16 protein-coding genes and 1 tRNA gene are annotated in these 19,819 nt (G+C 64.8%); 12 read left to right on the forward strand and 5 right to left on the reverse strand.

Annotation, left to right across the window (positions count from 1 at the left end; translation table 11 throughout):
* Positions 1–18: 18 nt before the first annotated feature.
* The 5 genes from WKW82_RS27265 (at position 19) to WKW82_RS27285 (ending at position 6,223) form a co-directional block, all read left to right on the forward strand.
* Entirely contained in the window at positions 19–1,554 is a 1,536-nt protein-coding gene (locus WKW82_RS27265) for an ABC transporter ATP-binding protein (RefSeq protein WP_340345682.1), read from the forward strand.
* Positions 1,541–2,695, forward strand: a complete 1,155-nt coding sequence (locus tag WKW82_RS27270) for an ABC transporter permease (RefSeq protein ID WP_340345683.1) — start codon at positions 1,541–1,543, stop codon at positions 2,693–2,695. The genes WKW82_RS27265 and WKW82_RS27270 overlap by 14 nt, the downstream gene beginning before the upstream one ends.
* An 86-nt stretch (positions 2,696–2,781) precedes the next feature.
* Complete coding sequence (locus tag WKW82_RS27275) at positions 2,782–3,702, forward strand: ABC transporter permease (RefSeq protein ID WP_340345684.1); 921 nt, start codon at positions 2,782–2,784, stop codon at positions 3,700–3,702.
* Between the two features lie 57 nt (positions 3,703–3,759).
* Positions 3,760–4,938, forward strand: a complete 1,179-nt coding sequence (locus WKW82_RS27280) for a BMP family ABC transporter substrate-binding protein (protein ID WP_340345686.1) — start codon at positions 3,760–3,762, stop codon at positions 4,936–4,938.
* A 244-nt stretch (positions 4,939–5,182) separates the two neighbouring features.
* Positions 5,183–6,223: an adenosine deaminase gene (locus tag WKW82_RS27285; RefSeq protein ID WP_340345687.1), complete on the forward strand. Its 1,041-nt coding sequence runs from the start codon at positions 5,183–5,185 to the stop codon at positions 6,221–6,223.
* A 109-nt stretch (positions 6,224–6,332) separates the two neighbouring features.
* On the opposite strand, the gene WKW82_RS27290 is transcribed toward WKW82_RS27285, so the two are convergent.
* Together WKW82_RS27290 and WKW82_RS27295 are read right to left on the reverse strand one after the other, a co-directional pair.
* Positions 6,333–7,523: an MFS transporter gene (locus WKW82_RS27290; RefSeq protein WP_340345689.1), complete on the reverse strand. Its 1,191-nt coding sequence runs from the start codon at positions 7,521–7,523 to the stop codon at positions 6,333–6,335.
* Positions 7,524–7,675: 152 nt separating this feature from the next.
* Positions 7,676–7,760, reverse strand: a tRNA-Leu gene (locus WKW82_RS27295).
* A 43-nt stretch (positions 7,761–7,803) separates the two neighbouring features.
* On the opposite strand from WKW82_RS27295, the gene cysM reads away from it, so the two are divergent.
* From cysM to WKW82_RS27315, 4 genes are all read left to right on the forward strand, one after another.
* Positions 7,804–8,706 (forward strand): cysteine synthase CysM, encoded by a 903-nt coding sequence (cysM, locus tag WKW82_RS27300; RefSeq protein ID WP_340345691.1) that lies wholly within the window; start codon positions 7,804–7,806, stop codon positions 8,704–8,706.
* Between the two features lie 71 nt (positions 8,707–8,777).
* On the forward strand, positions 8,778–9,323 hold the full coding sequence (locus WKW82_RS27305; protein ID WP_340345692.1) for an NUDIX domain-containing protein: 546 nt from the start codon (positions 8,778–8,780) through the stop codon (positions 9,321–9,323).
* A gap of 92 nt (positions 9,324–9,415) precedes the next feature.
* Positions 9,416–9,643 (forward strand): sulfurtransferase TusA family protein, encoded by a 228-nt coding sequence (locus tag WKW82_RS27310; RefSeq protein ID WP_340336141.1) that lies wholly within the window; start codon positions 9,416–9,418, stop codon positions 9,641–9,643.
* 110 nt (positions 9,644–9,753) lie between these two features.
* The gene (locus WKW82_RS27315; protein ID WP_340345694.1) at positions 9,754–10,833 is read left to right on the forward strand and encodes an SGNH/GDSL hydrolase family protein; all 1,080 of its coding nucleotides are present in this window, start codon (positions 9,754–9,756) and stop codon (positions 10,831–10,833) included.
* Positions 10,834–10,915: 82 nt separating this feature from the next.
* On the opposite strand, the gene galU is transcribed toward WKW82_RS27315, so the two are convergent.
* The 3 genes from galU to WKW82_RS27330 form a co-directional block, all read right to left on the reverse strand.
* A complete protein-coding gene (galU, locus tag WKW82_RS27320; protein WP_340345695.1) occupies positions 10,916–11,803 on the reverse strand; it encodes a UTP--glucose-1-phosphate uridylyltransferase GalU in 888 nt (295 codons plus the stop codon).
* A 310-nt stretch (positions 11,804–12,113) separates the two neighbouring features.
* A complete protein-coding gene (locus WKW82_RS27325; RefSeq protein WP_340345696.1) occupies positions 12,114–15,002 on the reverse strand; it encodes a valine--tRNA ligase in 2,889 nt (962 codons plus the stop codon).
* 193 nt (positions 15,003–15,195) lie between these two features.
* Positions 15,196–15,375 carry a hypothetical protein gene (locus WKW82_RS27330; RefSeq protein ID WP_340345697.1) on the reverse strand — a complete coding sequence of 60 codons (180 nt, stop codon included), beginning with the start codon at positions 15,373–15,375 and terminating at the stop codon, positions 15,196–15,198.
* A 207-nt stretch (positions 15,376–15,582) separates the two neighbouring features.
* Here WKW82_RS27330 and WKW82_RS27335 point away from each other — a divergent pair, with 207 nt between their 5' ends.
* The 3 genes from WKW82_RS27335 to WKW82_RS27345 all read left to right on the forward strand — a co-directional run.
* The gene (locus tag WKW82_RS27335; protein WP_340345698.1) at positions 15,583–17,136 is read left to right on the forward strand and encodes a TolC family protein; all 1,554 of its coding nucleotides are present in this window, start codon (positions 15,583–15,585) and stop codon (positions 17,134–17,136) included.
* An 814-nt stretch (positions 17,137–17,950) separates the two neighbouring features.
* Complete coding sequence (locus tag WKW82_RS27340) at positions 17,951–19,495, forward strand: TolC family protein (RefSeq protein WP_340345699.1); 1,545 nt, start codon at positions 17,951–17,953, stop codon at positions 19,493–19,495.
* Positions 19,496–19,516: 21 nt separating this feature from the next.
* The coding region (locus tag WKW82_RS27345) for a hypothetical protein (protein WP_340345701.1) at positions 19,517–19,819 on the forward strand (303 nt) is incomplete at its 3' end.

Consider the following 19,819-nt stretch of genomic DNA (forward strand, 5'->3'; position numbering starts at 1 on the left):
TGACAACGCGCAAAGGTCATGACACCCTACAGACTCCAGCTTTCGAACATCACGAAGCGCTATCCCGCCGTGGTCGCGAACAGCGACGTTTCCCTCACCGTCCAGCCCGGTGAAGCCCATGCCGTCCTCGGCGAGAACGGCGCCGGCAAGTCGACACTGATGAAGATCATCTACGGCTCGGTGAAGCCGGATGAAGGCACCGTCAGTTTCAATGGCCAGCCGGTCAACATCCGCAATCCGCAAGAGGCGAGGGCGCTGGGCATCAGCATGGTGTTCCAGCACTTCAGCCTGTTCGACACACTCACAGTAGCCGAGAACGTCTGGCTCGGGCTCGACAAGAGCCTGGCGCTGGCCGAGGTGGCGCGCCGCGTCGAAGCCAAGGCCAGCGAATACGGGCTGGACATGGATCCGACGCGTCCTGTCCACACCTTGTCGGTCGGCGAAATGCAACGCGTCGAGATCATCCGCGCGCTGCTCACCAATCCCAAGCTGCTGATCCTTGACGAGCCGACTTCGGTGCTGACGCCGCAGGCGGTACAGAAGCTGTTCGTGGTGCTCAAGCAGTTGTCGTCCGAAGGCTGCAGCATCCTCTACATCAGCCACAAGCTGCATGAGATCCGCGAGTTGTGCAGCGCCTGCACGGTGCTGCGCGGCGGCAAGGTCACGGGCGTGTGCAACCCGCAGCAGGAGAGCAATGAGTCGCTGTCGCGCCTGATGATCGGTGCCGAGCCGCCGCCGTTGCAGCATCGCCAGGTCAAGGTCGGTGGTGTTGCGTTGCGGGTCAAGGGGCTGACGCTGGCCCGCGAAGACCAGTTCGGCGTCGACCTCGACGGCGTGAACATGGAGGTGCGCGGCGGCGAGGTGGTCGGCATTGCCGGGGTCTCGGGCAACGGGCAGAAGGAACTGCTCTATGCACTGTCGGGTGAGGACACGCGGGCCGAGGCCGGCATGATCGAGATGTTCGGCCAGGCCGCGGCCCGATTGCGACCTCGCGGCCGACGCAAGCTGGGCATGCATTTCGTGCCCGAGGAGCGACTGGGTCGCGGCGCGGTGCCGACGCTGAGCCTGGCCCACAACATGCTGCTGACGCGCGACAACGCGATCAGCAAGAGCGGCTGGATCCGCACCGGCGCCCTGCAGGGCCATGCGGCCGAGATCATCAAGCGCTTCAACGTGAAGGCCGGCGGGCCGGGCTCGGCAGCGCGGTCGCTGTCGGGCGGCAACCTGCAGAAGTTCATCGTCGGTCGCGAGATCGATGCCAACCCGAAGCTGTTCATCGTGGCGCAGCCGACCTGGGGCGTGGACGTGGGCGCCGCGGCGCTGATCCGTGCCGAGATCCTTGCACTGCGCGACGCGGGCTGCGCGGTGCTGGTGGTGAGCGAAGAACTCGACGAACTCTTCGAGATCAGTGACCGCCTGTATGTGATCGCCAAGGGGCAGTTGTCGCCCTCGGTCGATCGGGCCGCGGCCACGGTGCCGCAGATCGGTGAATGGATGAGCGGACTCTGGCAAGGCGCCGCCGCAGCAAGGGAGGCCGCACATGCTCAAGCTTGAAGCCCGTCCACAGCTTTCCAAATTCTGGAGCTATGGCTCGCCCATCCTGGCGCTGCTGATCACGGTACTGATCGGCATGGCGCTGTTCGCCGCGCTCGGCAAGGACCCGGTCAAGGGCCTGCTGGTGTTCTTCTACGAGCCGATCAAGAACGGCTATGCGCTCGGCGAGTTGATGGTCAAGGCGACACCGCTCCTGATCATCGCGCTGGGCCTGGCCGTGTGCTTCCGCTCGAATGTGTGGAACATCGGCGCGGAGGGCCAGTTCGTGATCGGCGCGATCTGTTCGTCCTTCGTGGCGGTGCTGGCCGACAAGAGCACCGGCCCCTGGATCGTGCCAGCCATCATCCTGGCAGGGGTCCTGGGCGGCATGGCCTGGGCGGCGATCGCGGCGGTGCTGCGCGACAAGTTCAACGCCAACGAAATCCTCGTGACGCTGATGATGGTCTACATCGCCATCCTGGTGCTGGGCTATGTGGTCGCCGGACCGCTGAAGGATCCGGCGGGCTTCAACTTTCCGCAGAGCAAACCCTTCGATGTGATCACGCAGATACCGCGCCTCATGAAGGGCTCTCGTGTGAGCATCGGATTGATCATCGCGTTGATCGGCGTCGCGGCGCTGTGGATCTTCCTGTTCCGCACGCGGGCCGGCTTTGCGCAGCAGGTCGGTGGCCTCGCGCCGGCGGCTTCGCGTTACGCGGGCTTCTCGGCCCGGCGCGCGGTGTGGATCGCCTTGCTCACCTCGGGCGCTGCGGCCGGCTTGGCCGGTGCCCTCGAAGTCGCCGGTCCGATCGGCCAGCTCACGCCCTACCTGCCGGTGGGCTATGGCTTCGCCGCCATCATCGTGGCCTTCGTCGGACGGCTGCATCCGGTCGGCATGGTGTTCTCGGCCATCCTGATGAGCATGTTCTACATCGGCGGTGAACTCGCGCAGTCGCGCCTGGGCTTGCCGAAGTCACTGACCGGCGTGTTCCAGGGCTTGCTGCTGTTCACGCTGCTGGCCTGCGACACGCTCATCGCCTATCGCATCCGGCGCAAGGCGGCGCCCCGACCGGTATCCGTTTCCAGCGGAACGGCTTCGCTGCAAGCCAGCACCCCCCTCACTGCGCAACCCGTTGCACGCGTTACCGAAGGAGCGCTCTGACATGACCCCCCACACTCTTTACTTCGTGCATCGCTGCCCCCCGAGGGGACACTCAACGTCCTTCGGGCGGCCGGGCGGACGTTGACATGGACTCGTACGCACTCCTGCTGGGCTCGATGCTCAGCGCCGGCACCGTGCTGGCCATTGCCGCGCTCGGCCTGCTCATCAACGAGAAGGCCGGCATCGTCAACCTCGGCGCCGAAGGGCTCATGCTCTGCGCCGCCATCGCCGGCTTCGCGGTCACCGTGAAGACCGGCAGCAGCTGGTTCGGCTTCCTGGCGGGCATGTCGGTCGGCGCCTTCCTGTCGATGCTGTTCGGCTTCCTGGTGATCTGGCTCAACACCAACCAGTACGCGACCGGGTTGGCGCTGAGCCTGTTCGGCGTCGGGTTCTCGGCCTTTGCCGGCAAGGACTATGTGCAGGCCAAGCTGCCGGAGAGTCTGAAGTTCAGCATCCCGGGGCTGGGTGACTTGCCAGTGGTCGGGCCGGCGCTGTTCCAGCACCATCCGATCGTGTACTTCGCGGTGTTCCTGACCTTTGGACTGATCTGGTTCCTGTTCCGCACGCGCTCGGGCCTGGTGTTGCGCTCGGTCGGCGAGTCGCCGGAATCGGCGCATGCGCTGGGGTACCCGGTGCGTCGCATCCGCTTGCTGGCGGTGATCGCCGGCGGTGCGCTGTGCGGTCTTGCAGGCGCCTACCTGTCGGTGGTCTACACAGGGCTGTGGGTGGAGAACATGGTGGCCGGCAAGGGCTGGATCGCGTTGGCACTGACCACCTTCGCGACCTGGCGGCCGGCACGCGTGTTGCTTGGTGCCTACCTGTTCGGCGGCGTGACGATGCTGGGCTTTCACCTGCAAAGCGTGGGTGTCGACATGCCCAGCCAGTTCCTGAACATGATGCCGTACGTCGCCACCATCGTCGTGCTGGCGCTGATCTCCCGCAACCCCGCGTTCATCCGCGTGAACATGCCGGCGTCGATCGGGAAACCGTTCTACCCCGGCTCATAATCCGCACCTGTGATTTCTTGTAGTTCTGCCAACCTGTCTCTCTGAGGATTTCCAACAATGACCGATCTGATGAACAAGCGTTCCCTGCTCAAGCTGGCTGCATTGACGGCCATCGCTTCGGCTGCCCTCGTGGGCTGTGGCAAGAAGGAAGAGGCTGCGGCTCCGGCTGCCCCCGCCGCTCCGGCGCCCACCGCTGCCGCACCTGCGCCGGCACCTGCCGCCTCGGGCCCGCTGAACATCGCCTTCGCCTATGTCGGCCCTGTGGGCGACGGCGGCTGGACCTTCGCGCACGACAACGGCCGCAAGGCGCTGGAGAAGGAGTTCGGCGACAAGATCAAGACCAGCTTCGTCGAAAGCGTGCCCGAATCGGCGGATGCCGAGCGCGTGTTCCGCGAAATGGCCAGCTCGGGCGCCAAGCTGATCTTCGGCACCACCTTCGGCTACATGGAGCCCATGCTCAAGATCGCGCCGGACTTCCCGGACGTGAAGTTCGAGCATGCCACCGGCTACAAGACCGCGCCGAACATGCGCACCTACGACAGCCGCACCTATGAAGGCGCGTACATGGCCGGCGTCATCGCTGGGGGCATGACCAAGAGCAACCAGCTCGGCGTGGTCGGCTCGGTGCCGATTCCTGAGGTGCTGCGCAACATCAACAGCTTCACCATGGGCGCGCAGTCGGTCAACCCGAAGATCACGACCAAGGTCGTGTGGGTCAACGAATGGTTCAGCCCGCCGAAGGAAACCGAAGCCGCCACCGCCCTCATCAACGGCGGCGCCGACGTGCTGTTCCAGAACACCGACTCGCCAGCCGTGCTGAAGACGGCGCAAGAAAAAGGCAAGCGCGCCTTCGGCTGGGATTCGGACATGACCGCCTACGGCCCGAAGGCCCACTTGGCATCGGCCATCATCAACTGGACCCCGTACTACATCAAGGCCACGCAGGATGCGCTCGACAACAAGTGGACGACCGGCCAAGCCTGGTGGGGCGTGAAGGAAGGCGCGATCGACATCGTCTCGATCGCCGAAGACGTGCCGGCCGAGATCAAGACCAAGGTGGAAGAAGTCAAGAAGGGTCTGAAGGACGGCAGCTTCCAGATCTGGAAGGGCCCGATCGTCGGCAACGACGGCAAGGAACTGATCGCCGGTGGCGCCGTGGCCGACGACAAGTTCCTGTCCGGCGTGAACTTCTACGTCAAGGGCGTGGACGGCAAGGTGCCGGGCGACAAGAAGTAATTCGATCTTCGGATCGACAAGGGGCCGCTTTCGAGCGGCCTTTTTGTTTTGAGGCTGAGGAATGCGCGTAGCCGAACGCAGAAGGAAGAAAAAAGAACGCAGAAGTCGCAGAAGGATTCAAGGAAAATTTCAGGCATTCCTTTTGCGATTTCTGAGAAACCTCTGTGACTTCTGCGTTCGGCTGCCCGCTCCGAATTCAAGGCCATTGCAACGCCCAGCGCTCAACCTGACTACGACACCCACCATGACCACTGTCCGCCCCATCGCCCAAGACCGCCTGCCCGCGCTGCTGCGCGCGATGCCCAAGGCTGAACTGCACATGCACATCGAGGGCTCGCTGGAGCCTGAGCTGATCTTCGCGCTGGCGCAGCGCAATGCGGTGAGCCTTCCCTACGCGAGCGTCGAGGAACTGCGGCGCGCCTATGCCTTCACCAACCTGCAGAGCTTCCTCGACATCTACTACGCCGGCGCCAGCGTGCTGCTGAAGGAGCAGGACTTCTATGACATGGCCTGGGCCTATCTGGAGCGCGCGGCGGCCGACAACGTGATCCATTGCGAGATGTTCTTCGACCCGCAGACGCACACGGCGCGCGGCGTCGACGTGAAGGTCGTGATCGACGGCCTGCACCGCGCCTGCGTCGATGCCAAAAGCAAGCTCGGCGTCAGTGCCGCGCTGATCCTCTGCTTCCTGCGCCACCTGAGCGAGCAGGAGGCCTTCGAGACGCTGGAGCAGGCACTGCCATATCGGGACAAGTTCATCGGCATCGGCCTCGATTCGAGCGAGGTCGGCCATCCGCCCGAGAAGTTTGCGAAGGTGTTCGCGCGCTGCCGCGAACTGGGCTTTCACCTCGTCGCGCATGCGGGCGAGGAGGGTCCGCCGGCCTACGTGTGGAGCGCGCTCGACGTGCTCAAGGTCGAGCGCATCGACCATGGTGTGCAGAGCAGCAAGGACGCGGCACTGATGAAGCGCTTGGCGCAGGACAAGATCCCGCTGACCGTCTGCCCGCTGTCCAACCTGAAGCTCTGCGTGTTCCCGGACCTGTCGAATCACAACCTCGGTGCATTGCTCGACGCGGGCCTCGTCGCCACGGTCAACTCCGACGACCCGGCCTACTTCGGCGGCTACATGAACGAGAACTTCACGCAGACCTTCGCGGCGACCGGACTCTCGGCGCAACAAGCCTGGCAACTCGCGGCCAACAGTTTCAACGGCAGCTTCATCGACGCGTCGGCGAAGAAGGCCTACGTCGACCGGCTCAACGCGACCTTCGAGACTTTTGCTTGATTGCGCGTCGGAGGCGCTGGTGCTGATAATGAATCATTGAAATGGGCGGTGACGGACGCCCTTATCGGGTGGACAGATCCGCTCCGATCTCAGTGATTCGGTGGACCAACTAACGCTTCACGCGCCAGTTCCACAACGCCCCACCCGCCATCAACACGCACGTGCCCAGGAACACCGCGCGCATCCCGTAGTGCCCGCCCACGAAGCCACCCAGCAGCGGCCCGACCACCTGCCCGGTGTACTGCGCCGAAACCGACCAGCCCAGCATCTGTCCGGCCGCGCGCTCCGGCGCGTTATGGCGGATCACGCTGGCGATGCACGGCAGCAGGCCGCCCAGCGACAGCCCCATCAGGAAGCGCAGCGCCACCAGCTGCCACCCTGAAGTCACGAAGGCCTGAGGCACCAGCAGCACGGCCGACACGGCCAGGCAGCCGACGATGACGTTCCAGTGCCCCACGCGGTCCGCCAGCTTGCCGAGCCGCGCGGAAGACAGGATGCTGCCCAGCGCCGCCGCCGACATCACCAGCCCGGCCATCATCGTCACGTGCACCGGGTCGGCCACGAGCTGTGCCACGTAGACCGTGATGATCGGCTCGATCGACATGTTGGCCAGCATCAGCAGCGTGCCGGTGATGAACATCGCCACGATCGGACCCTTGTCGTCGATCGACGCCCAGCCGACCTTCACCTGCGCACCCTTGATGACCGGCGGTCGCTTCTCTTCGCGGATCAGCGTTACGGTCGCCAGGAAGGCCACGAAGATCACCGCGCCTGCGGCGAAGAAGGTGTTGCGGATGCCGATCAGCGGCGGCAGCGCACCCCCGATCAACGGCCCCACGAGATTGCCCGCCATGATGGCCGACGACATGGTGCCGAGCGCCCAGCCGGTGCGGTCCTTCGGCGTCTGCGTCGCCACCAGCACCATCGAGCCCGAGGCACAGCCGCCGAGCAGGCCCGCCAGCAATCGCAGGCCGACCAGGTGCCACACGTTGTCCGCCACGCCGATCAGCGCCATCGCCACCGACATGCCCAGGCTGGCGCGGATCAGCATCAGCTTGCGCCCGTAAAGATCCGCCAGCTTCCCCCACAGCGGCGCGCACAGCGCCGCGCTGAAGAAGGTTGCACCAAATGCGACCCCTGACCATTGCACGATGGCCGCGTGGTCCGTCACGCCCAGTTGCTCGACGTAGATCGGCAGGAAGGGCAGCAGCAACGTCATCGCGACGATGGTCGTGAACGAGCCGAACATGCAGACGATGAGATTGCGCCGCCAGTGCGGATGCGAGGATGCTTCGGCCATTCCGCGATTCTGGGGTGCGTGGACGCTACGCGCCCATTCCGTTTCACGGCGCTGGCCATCGCGGCTCGATGCGCCTGGGGCATCTATCGCCACTGTCGCAGTGGCGCATGACACGGATGTGGAACTCGCTGGCGGCAACTGCAAAGTGCCGATGGTGCCCGGGGCCGGAATCGAACCGGCACACCTTTCGGTGGGGGATTTTGAGTCCCCTGCGTCTACCAATTTCACCACCCGGGCAACGGGAGGAGTGCAGCCCGAAATTATGGCACAGTGACTCCCCATGAATTACCCGACGATTGAAGACGCGATCGGCAAGACGCCGCTGGTTGCCTTGCGGCGCATCGATGCCGCGGAAAACGACAAGCGGGGCAACGTGATCCTCGGCAAGCTGGAGGGCAACAACCCGGCCGGCTCGGTGAAGGACCGGCCCGCGCTGTCGATGATCAAGCGCGCCGAGGAGCGTGGCGAGATCCAGCCCGGCGACACGCTGATCGAGGCCACCTCGGGCAACACCGGCATCGCGCTGGCGATGGCTGCGGCCATCAAGGGCTACCGCATGGTGCTGATCATGCCGGAGGATCTTTCCGTGGAGCGCGCGCAGACCATGAAGGCCTTCGGCGCCGAACTGATCCTCACGCCCAAGAGCGGCGGCATGGAATACGCGCGCGACCTGGCCGACCGCATGGTGGTACAGGGCAAAGGGCGGGTGCTCGACCAGTTCGCCAACCCGGACAACCCGCGCATCCACTACGAAACGACCGGCCCCGAGATCTGGGAAGACACCGGCGGGCGCATCACGCACTTCGTGAGCGCGATGGGCACGACCGGCACCATCACCGGCGTCTCGCACTTCCTGAAGGAAAAGAACCCGTTGATCCAGATCGTCGGTGCGCAGCCGGACGAAGGCTCGCGCATTCCGGGCATCCGCAAGTGGCCCGAGGCCTACCTGCCGAAGATCTACGACCCGAGCCGTGTCGACCAGGTGGTCAACGTGAGCCAGGACAGTGCCGAGGAGATGTGCCGGCGCCTGGCGCGCGAGGAGGGCATCTTTGGCGGCATCTCCGCGGCGGGTGCGCTGTGGGTGGCGTTGGAAATCTCCAAGACGGTGACCAATGCCACCATCGTCTTCGTCGTCTGCGACCGGGGTGACCGCTATTTGTCGACCGGCGTGTTCCCCGCGTAGGATGATTCCCACGTCCGAACGAATGGCCAGCCGCCGCGCGCCTCGTTCATCGATAACCCCACGGAATTGACATGCCCGATCCCAAGTTTTGCCCCGCCTGCGCCACGCCACTGGCGTGGATCGAACTCAGTGAAGACGGCGGACCCAAGTCGCGCCTGCGTTGCCCGGCCTGCGGCCACACGCACTGGAACAACCCGACGCCGGTGCTGGCCGCGATCATCGAGTACCGGGGCCAGGTGCTGCTGGCGCGCAATGCCGCGTGGCCGCACAAGATGTACGCGCTCATCACCGGCTTCATGGAGGCCGGCGAAACGCCGCAAGAAGGCATTGCGCGCGAGATCAAGGAAGAAACCAACCTTGATGCGAGCGAACTCAATCTGGTTGGCGTGTACGACTTCCAGCGCATGAACCAGGTCATCATCGCCTACCACGCGGTGGCCGACGGCGAGGTGAACCTCTCGCCGGAACTGGTCGACTACCGCCTCTACGACCTGCCGGACCTGCGCTGCTGGCCGGCCGGCACTGGCTATGCGCTGGCCGACTGGCTGCGCACGCGTGGCCATGAGCCGACGTTCATGGAATGGCCGAGGCCCGCGAATACCGTGCCGGCGTCGTAGATCCAGAGCCCTGGCGGGCGTGCGTGGCATGCCCCGCGACACCACGAACAGCGCTGACAAAACCTAGAATTCGGGACTGATCAAGGATTCGCATGCACATCCACAAAGAGCTCGACACCCGCGGCCTCAATTGCCCCTTGCCGATCCTCAAGGCCAAGAAGGCGCTCAATGAACTCGCGAGCGGCCAGTTGCTGAGGGTCGTCTCGACCGATGCCGGATCGGTGCGCGACTTCCAGGCGTTTTCGCGCCAGACCGGCAATGACCTGGTGGAACAGCAGACGCAGGGCGACGATTTCATTCATGTGCTGCGGCGGCGCTGAAGCCATTCGATGAGGCTGGACGGCCACGGGTGGACACCGGTTGAAGCTGCCCATTGAGCTGAACCATCGCGGGCGGGCATGGGTTGAAACGACCGCTTGAGGCTGCTCCGATGCTTGTCCGCCTGATGTTGATCGCCCTCGTCGTGGGCATGGCGATTCTGCTCGTGGCGGTGTTGTGGCCGGACAACCTGCCTGCCGCCGCCCGCCATCGACCGATCACTTCTGCGCTTCCGCTGGCGGTGATCGGCGATTCGGGGAGTCATTCCTACCAGGACCGGATCACTTTTCCGCCTGGGGGCGGCTTGCGTCATGCCGCTTTGCACGAGCGCACCTTCCAGTGGACCGAAGTGCTGGCCCGCATGCGAGGAGCCGAAATCGACCTGGGTCCCTGGGTGCGCTGGGGACGCAACGGTGTTGTCGCATGGCTGCGGGATGTGGTCGGCCTGGGCGGTGGGCGGGCACCGCTGAAAGAGGATTACCTCTACAACTTCGCCAACACCGGTGCGGTTTGCAAGAACATCTTGGGCGATCGCTTGGGGCAACGCTACCAGCAGGTTCCGCGGCTGCTGGCGCTGATGAACACGGAGCCCGAGCGATGGCGCCGGGGCGTCGTGGTGTTCAACATCGGCACCAACGACTGGAATCGGCTGCTGGACCTGCAGGCCCGCAGTCCCTCGGATCCGGCGATTCGTGCTGTCATCGACTATTGCACCGGACAGATCGAGCGGGCGGTCGAGGTGATCCATGCCGCGCATCCGACGACGCGCTTCCTAATGGTCGGTCCGGCCAGCGACGTCGACGATCCTGGCACCTTCGAGCGCTTCCGCAGCGCCCGGGAAAGGGAGAACATTCGCAAGGCCGTGGAAGCGTTCGGCGTCGCATTGCGGGGCAGCGCGGCCCGCCGCCCGGGCCTTGTCGGGTACGTGGATACCGGCGCCTGGTTCAAGGGGCTCTGGGGTGAGCGCGGACCTGAGGGCGAGCCTGCGTACCGGCCGGTCATGATCGGCCCGCTGCGGGTCTCCAACACCGCTGGCGATGGGCCCGAAAACGCCTGGCTCGGCGATGGGCATGCGGGCACCGCGATGAACACCCTGTGGGCCCAGCACATGGTCGCGAGCCTGCGTGAACTGACCGGGGCGCCTCTGACGCCGATCAGCGACGATGAAGTCGTCCGCTTCGTCACGCGATGACCAAGCGGATGACAGGCATTGCTATCGCTTGAGCCAGGCCGCCCCGGGTGTTGCGGGCCGCGTGCGGCGCAGCGCGTTCAGGTCAGAGCGCGAGGCTCTTGAGGTAGGCGCGAAACTCCCCGCCGACCTCGGGGTGGGCCAGGGCCAGTTCCACCGTGGCTTGCAGGAAGCCTTCCTTGCTGCCGCAGTCGTAGCGCGTGCCCTGGTAGGCATAGGCGTAGACCGATTCCTTCTTCAGCAGCGACGCGATGCCGTCGGTCAGCTGGATCTCGCCGCCGGCGCCGGTGGGTTGGCTGCGGATTTCGTCGAACACGGCGGGCGTGAGGATGTAGCGGCCGGCCACGCCCAGGCGCGAAGGCGCATCCTCGGGCTTGGGCTTCTCGACCATGCGCGTGATCTTGGTGAGCCCGGCTTCCATCGCGTCGCCGGCCACGATGCCGTAGCGACGGACCTGGTCGAGCGGTACTTCCTGCACGGCGAGCAAGGAGCTTTGGAGCGTGCCGAAGGCGCGTGTCATCTGGGCGAGGACCGGCTCGCCGCCTGGCGGGCCGACCATCAGGTCATCGGCCAGCAAGACCGCGAAGGGCTCGTCGCCGACCAGATGCTCCGCGCAGAGCACCGCATGGCCCAGGCCCAGCATGCGCGGCTGGCGCACGTAGGAGCAGGTCATGTCGTCGGGCATGACCGAGCGCGCGATGTCGAGCAGTTCGAACTTCTTGCTGGCCTCGAGTTGGCTTTCCAGTTCGTAGGCGGTGTCGTAATGGTCTTCGATGGCGCGCTTGTTGCGGCCGGTGACGAAGATCATGTCGCGGATGCCGGCGGCGTAGGCTTCTTCGACGGCGTACTGGATCAGCGGTTTGTCGACCACCGGCAGCATTTCCTTGGGCTGGGCCTTGGTGGCGGGCAAGAAGCGGGTGCCGAAGCCGGCAACCGGGAAGACGGCTTTGCGAATGGTGGTGAAGGAAGACATCGGATGTTTGGAAGTAGCAGCGGGCGAGTGCTGGATATTAGTGGCGATGGAGTTCAGAACGTGTCAGCCGAAGCGCTCAACCTGATTGGACATGTGAACAAGTCGAGGGCGTTGCCGCCTGTCGAATCGCGGTGAATCGCCGCGAGCACACTCGCGACCGCGTGATTCCGAACGCATTTGCAACTTCCCTTCGTCTGCTCGATGACTGGCTTTGGGCCGGGGGCGCCGATGGGTCAGGCGGCAGACCTGCAGCGTCGATCGGACTGTCCGCAGGTCGCGCTGCCCTTACTGCCGCGTGCGCGCCTGTTGCTTATCCCAATCTTGCGAGCTGGTCTTGCAGCCTGGCCAACATGGCGCTGAAATCGGTCAGGCGCTTGCGCTCCTGTTCGATCACCGCCGGTGGGGCCTTCAGTACGAAGGCCTCATTCCCGAGCTTGCCATGCACCTTGGCGATCTCGCCTTCGATGCGGGCGGTCTCCTTGCCGATGCGTGCCTTTTCCGCGGCCTTGTCGATTTCCATGTGCAGGCAGAAACGCACCGCGCCGGCGACGGCCACGGGTGCGGCCTCGGCCGCGGCAGACCATGCGGCCTCGTCGTCGAAGAGCTTCACTTCCTTGAGCTTGGCCAGGGCTTGCAGCACCGGTGCGGCGTCGCGGATGAAGGCGGCTTCGTCGGCGTTGTCGGCCACGGCGTAGAGCGGCAGGCGCGTGGCGGGCGAGACGTTCATCTCGCCGCGCAAGGTGCGGCAGGCGTCGACCAGTTGCTTGAGCTTGGCGACGTGGGCCTCGGCGGCTTCGTCGATCTTCCCGGGCTGCGACTGAGGGTAGGCGGCGATCATGATCGACTCGCCGGCACGGCCCGCGACGGGGGCGACCTTCTGCCAGAGCTCTTCGGTGATGAACGGGATGATGGGGTGGGCCAGGCGCAGCAATGCTTCGAGCACGCGGATCAGCGTGCGGCGCGTGGCGCGCTTCTGCGAATCGTTGCCGTTCTGGATCTGGACCTTGGCGATTTCCAGGTACCAGTCGCAGAACTCGTCCCAGGCGAACTGGTAGATGGCGGTGGAGACGTTGTCGAGGCGGTATTCCTCGAAGCCCTTGGCGACGGCGGCTTCGACGCGCTGCAGTTGCGAGGTGATCCAGTAGTCGGCCTTGCTGAACGTCAGGTAGCCGTGGGCGGGGCCGCCGACGGCGCACTCTTCCTTGGTGTGCTCGCGCAGGCCGCAGTCCTGGCCTTCGCAGTTCATCAGCACGAAGCGCGTGGCGTTCCAGAGCTTGTTGCAGAAGTTGCGATAGCCCTCGCAGCGCTTGGGGTCGAAGTTGATGCTGCGGCCGAGCGAGGCCAGCGATGCGAAGGTGAAGCGCATCGCGTCGGCGCCGAAGGCGGGGATGCCTTCGGGGAATTCCTTCTGCGTGTTCTTGCGGACCTGCGGTGCGGTCTCGGGGCGGCGCAGGCCTTGCGTGCGCTTGTCGAGCAACTCGGGCAAGGCGATGCCATCGATGAGGTCGACCGGATCGAGCACGTTGCCTTCGGACTTGCTCATCTTGTGGCCGTGCGAGTCGCGCACCACGCCGTGGATGTAGACGTCGCGGAAGGGCACGCGGCCGGTGAAGTGCTTGGTCATCATGATCATCCGGGCGACCCAGAAGAAGATGATGTCGTAGCCCGTGACGAGCACGGAGGAGGGGAGGTAGAGGTTGTAGTCGGAGGTGGGCGAGTCGCCCGTGGCGTCCGGCCAGCCCATGGTCGAGAAGGGCACCAGCGCGGAGGAGTACCAAGTGTCGAGCACGTCCTCGTCGCGCGTGAGCGTCTTGCCGCTGCCGGCCTGTGCTTGTGCATCGGCTTCGCTGCGTGCGACGTAGACCTTGCCCTCCTCGTCGTACCAGGCGGGGATTTGGTGGCCCCACCAGAGCTGGCGGCTGATGCACCAGTCCTGGATGTTGTTCATCCACTGGTTGTAGGTGTTGACCCAGTTCTCGGGGACGAAGCGGACCTCGCCGGATTGGACGGCGTCGATGGCCTTTTGCGCGATGGACTGGCCCTTCGCATCCGGCTGGCTCATCGCGACGAACCATTGGTCGGTGAGCATGGGCTCGATGATGGCGCCGGTGCGGGTGCAGCGCGGGACCATGAGCTTGTGCTTGACCGTATCGACCAGAAGGCCCAATGCCTCGAGGTCGGCCACGACGGCCTTGCGCGCGACGAAGCGGTCCATGCCGCGGTACTTCTCGGGCGCGTTCTCGTTGACGGTCGCGTCGAGCGTGAGCACGCCGATCATCGGCAGCTTGTGGCGCTGGCCGACGGCATAGTCGTTGTTGTCGTGCGCGGGCGTGACCTTGACCACGCCGGTGCCGAAGGTCTTGTCGACGTACTCGTCGGCGATCACGGGAATGAGGCGATCGACCAGCGGCAGCTTGACGTTCTTGCCGATCAGGTGCGTGTAGCGCTCGTCCTCGGGGTGGACCATCACGGCGGTGTCGCCGAGCATGGTCTCCGGGCGCGTGGTCGCGACGGTCAGCGAGCCGGAGCCGTCTTCCAGCGGGTAGGCGATGTGCCAGAGGAAGCCGTTCTCTTCCTCGCTCTCGACCTCGAGGTCGCTCACGGCGGTCTTGAGCACCGGGTCCCAGTTGACCAGGCGCTTGCCGCGGTAGATCAGGCCTTCTTCGTAGAGCTTGACGAAGGTGTCGGTGACGACCTTCGACAGCTTGTCGTCCATCGTGAAGTATTCGCGGCTCCAGTCCACCGTGTCGCCGAGGCGGCGCATCTGGCCGGTGATGGTGTTGCCGGACTTCTCCTTCCATTCCCACACGCGCGCGACGAAGTTCTTGCGGCCGAGTTCATGGCGGTCGAGCTTCTGTTCCTGCAACTGGCGCTCCACCACGATCTGCGTGGCGATGCCGGCGTGGTCGGTGCCCGGCACCCAGACCGTGTTCGCGCCCGCCATGCGGTGGTAGCGCGTGAAGCTGTCCATGATCGTGTGGTTGAACGCATGGCCCATGTGCAGGGTGCCGGTGACGTTCGGCGGCGGCAGCTGGATCGAAAAGGCAGGTGCGCCTTCCTTCGGTGCCTGCGTGCCGCGGTAGCCGGCCTTGGCATAGCCGCGCTTTTCCCACTCCGGCCCCCAGTGCTTCTCCAGCGCGGCGGGTTCGAAGGATTTGGAGAGGCTTTCAAGGCCGGGTTGCAGCAGGGTGTCGCTCATGGGGGTGCAGGGAACGCGGGCGGCTTCGCGCTGGAGGCCGCACGGTGAGGTAGGGAAGGGCCGCGATTTTATTCGACGGCGCTGGTGGCCTGTGCTGCGGAGGTGCGCCGCGCCGGGAAACCGTGGCGCCGGCAGGCGACGCCTTCGTCAGGGCGAGCGGGCCGGTTGACCGTGGTCTTTCATGAAATGTTTATCAATTGAGAGGGGCCTTGCCGTCCGGCAGGAAATTTCTGCAGGGCTTTGGGAAATGGCTCGCGCGCTTGGCGGGCGACTCGTACAGGACTTTTGATGACGATGCGGCCCAATAAGCGCTGATGTTGATGCCCCCGAGCGACGGGTTCACCGGCGAAGGTCGTAGTACGTCGTCGATCAAGGGTCGCTATTTCCGTGCAGCTGAAATTGATTCCGTTGAATCGATTCTTGGGCCAGGACATCAACAAGGCAGGAACTGTCTGATTTGAAGTATTGCAAGCGTTCAGAGGCAAATCAATTGTCGGCGCGTTGCGGTCCGGAGGGTCTGGCAATTTCAGGGTCAACGCAAGGCGCGTCGCCCGCTCGAATAGAAGCTTGAATTAATCGTATGAACACTGAAAAAGCAAGATTTGGCGCCGCCGCACAGGAATTGAGCAAGGCCGTCCTCAAGCGTCCGGCCTACGCGGCCCTGCTGTGCATCGCCCTGACCGGTTGCGCGGTCGCCCCGGAGCCCTTCGAGGCGCAGCAGAACAAGGACCGCGCCGCGGACCTGATCCAGCGCGTCGCCGCCGACCAGGAGCCCGTCACCGGCCCGATCGACCTGTACGAAGCCATGGCGCGCGCCATCAAGTACAACCTCGACTCCCGTGTCGAACTCATGTCGCTGGCGCTGAGCAAGCGCGACCTCGACCTGAAGAGCTACGACATGCTGCCCAAGATGGTCGCCACGCTCGACTACGCCGGGCGCGACAACGACTCGGGTGGCGTCAGCCGCTCCATCACCACCGGCCGGGTCTCGCTGGAGCCCTCCACCTCGTCGGACCGCAACGTGCTCGCCAGCGACCTCACGCTGAGCTGGGACGTGCTGGACTTCGGTCTCTCCTACGTGCGTGCCAAGCAGGCCAGTGACGAAGTCAACATCGCCGAGGAACGCAAGCGCAAGGTCGTCAACCGCATCATCGAGGACGTACGCACCGCCTACTGGCGTGCCGTCAGCGCCGAGCGCCTGCTGGGCAAGATCAATGAACTCGAAGCGGTCACCCGCACAGCCCTCGAGCAAGCCGAGAAGCAGGAAAAGGCCGGTCTCTCCGCCCCGCTGGCCCCGCTGACGTACCAGCGCGAACTGCTCAGCATCCGCCGCGAAGCGCAGAACCTCGGGCGTGAACTGAGCGTGGCCAAGCAGCAACTCGCTGCCCTGATGAACCTGCCCGCGGACACGCAATACAAGGTGGCCATGCCCACGCGCAACATGCAGTGGAAGCCCTTCAGCCTGCCGGGCAAGGACATGCTGCAGACGGCCATCGAGAACCGCCCCGAACTGCGTGAGGTGGCTTACCAGCTGCGCAACAACGACCGTGAAGAGACGGTCGCCTACCTGCGCGCACTGCCCAGCCTGCGTGTGTTCGCCGGCCTGGATCACAGTGACAACAGCTTCCTCTACAACAGCAACTGGCTGGGCTTTGGTGCCCGTGCCAGCTGGAACCTGCTGAACGTGTTCAGCCTGCCGGCCGCGCAAGCCAAGGTGAAGGCGCAAGGCCAATTGCTCGACCAGCGCGCCCTCGCCCTGACGATGGCCGTGGGCACGCAGGTGGAAGTGGCGCGAGCGCGCTACGAGTTCCGCGTGCGTGAGCTGGACACGGCGGGCCGCTACTTCAACGTGCAGGAAAAGATCGAGAAGCAGATCGACGCGGGCTTCAAGTCCGACAAGCTCAGTCGCCAGACGCTGATCCGCGAGCAGATGAACACGCTCGTGTCGGAGGTGCGCTACGACCTGGCGCTGGCCGACCTGCAGAACGCCTACGCCAACGTGTACTCCTCGCTGGGCATCGACCCGGTGGAGAAGGACATGAGCAGCGCACAGCCGGTGAACGAGCTGGCCGGCAAGCTGCGCGGCATGTGGGCCAAGCGGCAGGACGCCGTCGCCACTGCGGCAAAGGGCTAAGCCTCCCGGTTCGGGCTGCGCCCGACCTACCCCTCCGAGACGGAGATCAAGCCGAGTTGCCCCAGCCACATCGGCTTGACGGCACCACGGCTGGGTTGCGCCCGGCTCGCCCGGCGGGGGATCAAGCCGAGATGGCAGAGCCACTTCGGGTTGAAACCCACCGAGGCCGCTTGGCGCGCCCCAAATCGCGCGCACTGACGGGTTCCGCACTTGCTGCGGGCGCCGTCCCGCATTCCGCGGATCGTCTCACTCGATCACCCGGCTCGTGCAGCCCGCCAACCCGCGGCACCTGGCCAGAACACTTCTTTCGCTGGCAGGATCGGCCCTGCAATCGCCGCAATTCGCGTGACACGGCTTGGCATGCGGATGCCTTGCGCCGGCTGAGGCGAGCGAGCGTGGCGGTTGCCGCCGCCCGTCTTGCAAACCCCCCGCCGGACCCCTCCATTCAATTCCCGTCCGAATTTTCCCGACGCTGATAAGAAATGTCAGCGGCGCCGTGGGAATGAACTCGCAGACCGGGATGGCGGCGGCTTTTAACATTGAATCCGGTCACTAGCTCCCAGCGTCCCGAAGCGTTGGAACCTGCCAATGACCGGCAATTCCAGACTTCGTCGAACCAGTGATTCCCGAGCGAAACGATGTCTCCGAATAGCTTTGCAGCGGTCAACGCTGCTTTCGGGCCGATTTTGTAGATCGCGAATTGAAGATGGTGCCGGTCAAATGGCTGGCAATTCATTTAATTGCGATCTTGAAGAAATTGGCTGAGGTTGATTTATTCGAGCAACGCAGCAACACCGACGGAGTTCCAGACGATATGAAGCAAGCCAATTTTTTCAAGCCCGCCCAATGGACCCTCAAGGGTTCTGCCTCTGCAGCCCTTCTGTGCATCGCACTGACGGGTTGCGCGGTGGCCCCGCAGCCCTTCGAGGCGCAGCAGAACAAGGACCGCGCCGCGGACCTGATCCAGCGCGTCGCCGCCGACCAGGAACCCGTCACCGGCCCGATCGACCTGTACGAAGCCATGGCGCGCGCCATCAAGTACAACCTCGACTCCCGTGTCGAACTCATGTCGCTGGCACTGAGCAAGCGCGACCTCGACCTGAAGAGCTACGACATGCTGCCCAAGATGGTCGCCACGCTCGACTACGCCGGGCGCGACAACGACTCGGGTGGCGTCAGCCGCTCCATCACCACCGGCCGGGTCTCGCTGGAGCCCTCCACCTCGTCGGACCGCAACGTGCTCGCCAGCGACCTCACGCTGAGCTGGGACGTGCTGGACTTCGGTCTCTCCTACGTGCGTGCCAAGCAGGCCAGTGACGAAGTCAACATCGCCGAGGAACGCAAGCGCAAGGTCGTCAACCGCATCATCGAGGACGTACGCACCGCCTACTGGCGTGCCGTCAGCGCCGAGCGCCTGCTGGGCAAGATCAATGAACTCGAAGCGGTCACCCGCACAGCCCTCGAGCAAGCCGAGAAGCAGGAAAAGGCCGGTCTCTCCGCCCCGCTGGCCCCGCTGACGTACCAGCGCGAACTGCTCAGCATCCGCCGCGAAGCGCAGAACCTCGGGCGTGAACTGAGCGTGGCCAAGCAGCAACTCGCTGCCCTGATGAACCTGCCCGCGGACACGCAATACAAGGTGGCCATGCCCACGCGCAACATGCAGTGGAAGCCCTTCAGCCTGCCGGGCAAGGACATGCTGCAGACGGCCATCGAGAACCGCCCCGAACTGCGTGAGGTGGCTTACCAGCTGCGCAACAACGACCGTGAAGAGACGGTCGCCTACCTGCGCGCACTGCCCAGCCTGCGTGTGTTCGCCGGCCTGGATCACAGTGACAACAGCTTCCTCTACAACAGCAACTGGCTGGGCTTTGGTGCCCGTGCCAGCTGGAACCTGCTGAACGTGTTCAGCCTGCCGGCCGCGCAAGCCAAGGTGAAGGCGCAAGGCCAATTGCTCGACCAGCGCGCCCTCGCCCTGACGATGGCCGTGGGCACGCAGGTGGAAGTGGCGCGAGCGCGCTACGAGTTCCGCGTGCGTGAGCTGGACACGGCGGGCCGCTACTTCAACGTGCAGGAAAAGATCGAGAAGCAGATCGACGCGGGCTTCAAGTCCGACAAGCTCAGTCGCCAGACGCTGATCCGCGAGCAGATGAACACGCTCGTGTCGGAGGTGCGCTACGACCTGGCGCTGGCCGACCTGCAGAACGCCTACGCCAACGTGTACTCCTCGCTGGGCATCGACCCGGTGGAGAAGGACATGAGCAGCGCACAGCCGGTGAACGAGCTGGCCGGCAAGCTGCGCGGCATGTGGGCCAAGCGCCTCGACCCCGTCGCTTCCGCTGCCACCCCCGCCAATTCCTGAATCTTGAACGAGTAAAACGCCATGACCTACTTCTCCTCCCAAGCCGGTTCCCTTCAGCGCGCAAGCCGTCTCAGCCTTCTTTCCCTGGCCCTTCTTGCCGCACCTTTCGCGATGGCCCAGTCCGCACCCGGCGCCGACGCCGGTGTCGCGCGCGGCGTGCTGCGTGCGCAGCAGGAGGCCGTGCTCTCCAGCAGCGTTTCCGAGCGCATCACGGTATCTGTCCGAGCAGCCCCGTTGCTCAGATGTCCATCACGTGACGCAGCATGTGGAACGGCACTCGCCATGAGGAGGCGTCCTCGCATTCGACACTTGCGGTTCGCTGGT

This window comes from Variovorax rhizosphaerae (assembly GCF_037889975.1).
GTDB classification, from domain to species: Bacteria; Pseudomonadota; Gammaproteobacteria; order Burkholderiales; family Burkholderiaceae_C; genus Variovorax; species Variovorax rhizosphaerae.

Coding starts and splice junctions, on each gene's coding strand:
- WKW82_RS27340 (WP_340345699.1), top strand. CDS start 17,951: ATGAAGCAAGCCAATTTTTTCAAGCCCGCCCAATGGACCCTCAAGGGT.
- WKW82_RS27315 (WP_340345694.1), top strand. CDS start 9,754: ATGCTTGTCCGCCTGATGTTGATCGCCCTCGTCGTGGGCATGGCGATT.
- WKW82_RS27325 (WP_340345696.1), bottom strand. CDS start 15,002: ATGAGCGACACCCTGCTGCAACCCGGCCTTGAAAGCCTCTCCAAATCC.
- WKW82_RS27280 (WP_340345686.1), top strand. CDS start 3,760: ATGACCGATCTGATGAACAAGCGTTCCCTGCTCAAGCTGGCTGCATTG.
- WKW82_RS27335 (WP_340345698.1), top strand. CDS start 15,583: ATGAACACTGAAAAAGCAAGATTTGGCGCCGCCGCACAGGAATTGAGC.
- WKW82_RS27290 (WP_340345689.1), bottom strand. CDS start 7,523: ATGGCCGAAGCATCCTCGCATCCGCACTGGCGGCGCAATCTCATCGTC.
- WKW82_RS27285 (WP_340345687.1), top strand. CDS start 5,183: ATGACCACTGTCCGCCCCATCGCCCAAGACCGCCTGCCCGCGCTGCTG.
- WKW82_RS27270 (WP_340345683.1), top strand. CDS start 1,541: ATGCTCAAGCTTGAAGCCCGTCCACAGCTTTCCAAATTCTGGAGCTAT.
- cysM (WP_340345691.1), top strand. CDS start 7,804: ATGAATTACCCGACGATTGAAGACGCGATCGGCAAGACGCCGCTGGTT.
- WKW82_RS27310 (WP_340336141.1), top strand. CDS start 9,416: ATGCACATCCACAAAGAGCTCGACACCCGCGGCCTCAATTGCCCCTTG.
- WKW82_RS27275 (WP_340345684.1), top strand. CDS start 2,782: ATGGACTCGTACGCACTCCTGCTGGGCTCGATGCTCAGCGCCGGCACC.
- galU (WP_340345695.1), bottom strand. CDS start 11,803: ATGTCTTCCTTCACCACCATTCGCAAAGCCGTCTTCCCGGTTGCCGGC.
- WKW82_RS27305 (WP_340345692.1), top strand. CDS start 8,778: ATGCCCGATCCCAAGTTTTGCCCCGCCTGCGCCACGCCACTGGCGTGG.
- WKW82_RS27265 (WP_340345682.1), top strand. CDS start 19: ATGACACCCTACAGACTCCAGCTTTCGAACATCACGAAGCGCTATCCC.